2 protein-coding genes are annotated in these 1,242 nt (G+C 23.7%); both read left to right on the forward strand.

Features of this window, described 5'->3' with window-relative positions:
• A partial coding sequence (locus tag AB0N16_RS41825; protein WP_365806042.1) for a hypothetical protein occupies positions 1–465 on the forward strand: 465 nt, incomplete at its 5' end.
• Positions 462–1,242 (forward strand): nucleotidyltransferase domain-containing protein (locus tag AB0N16_RS41830; protein WP_365806043.1); only part of this gene is annotated, 781 nt, incomplete at its 3' end. The genes AB0N16_RS41825 and AB0N16_RS41830, both read left to right, overlap by 4 nt.

Below are 1,242 nucleotides of genomic sequence, written 5' to 3' on the forward strand. Positions count from 1 at the left end.
GAAATATATAAAAATGAATTGCAGATGGGTCATAGTGATATATATGATAAATTATTATTTCTTATAAGAGAGACAGAGGCTGAATTATTTAAATGCATCTTTGTAAGTAGAGAAGTCTATTATAAAGACCGATATATGAAAAAAGATAGGTTTTTTTCTGGAATCAAATTTATAGGATTAAAGTTAAGTAAATTTCTTTGGGGATATGGTTTAAAACTATGGCCAATATTTTTATCATTTGTGGTTCTTTCTTTCATATTTTCTTTTGTTTATTACATTGAAGGTACTCGAACGTTAAATGAAGTTATAGAATATAGCATTCAAAATTCATTATTGTCAAATTTAAATAATGAGAATATACAAGTAACTAGTTTGTCGAGATGGACAGGATATTTTCAGAATTTTTGTAGTATTATTTATATAGCTGTACTAACTTCAAGTTTTTATAGGAAGGTTGCCAGATGAAGAATATAATAAGCGTATATGAATTTGGTTCATATAGTACGAAAGAAAAAAACAAATTTTCAGATATTGATATTTTTGTCTTGTACAAGAAAAGAATTAAGTTTAAGGAAAAAAAGGAACTTGAAAAGAAATTAAAAAAGAGTTACGGTAATGTTAAGCAGGATATCAGCTACTATGAATTTAAAACTTTTAAAAAAATGCTTGAAGAGGGTTCACTATTATTAGAACACATTAAAAAAGATGGAAAAAATATACAAGGGAAAAATTTAGATGACACATTTGAAGTACTGAATCCATATAATCACTATCAAGAAAACTACTATGTTTATTTAAAAATATTTTTACGTATTAAAAATAAAATTGAAAATTCAAAAGGTACGGTTTATGATTGGAATATTATAAGTGTATTATTAAGAAATATTTTTATTCTAATATCATGCAGAGATGGGGGAAGTAAATTTGGAAAATTATCATCTTTCCATGATGTAGTTTCTAAATATAAAGAATTTAACAAATATGATGAGATTTATAAAGATTTACTAAAAGCTAGAACATATTATAAAAATGGTGAAGGAGATATTAATAACTTAGTTTTAAGTTATAAAAATAGAAATTATTTAAAACGTGTGAACAATATATTTTATGAAGTAGAAAAAATTTTAGAATTTGAAACAGATTTAAAAAAATATATGCAAATAGAGTTTAATCCTAGCTTTCATATAAGATATACAGAATTTGAAAATTCCTTTTATTTAGAGAGAGGAATTTATATTACAA

Origin of the sequence: Streptomyces sp. NPDC051105 (genome assembly GCF_040682795.1) — a bacterium.
In the GTDB taxonomy this organism is placed as follows: Bacteria; Actinomycetota; Actinomycetes; order Streptomycetales; family Streptomycetaceae; genus Streptomyces.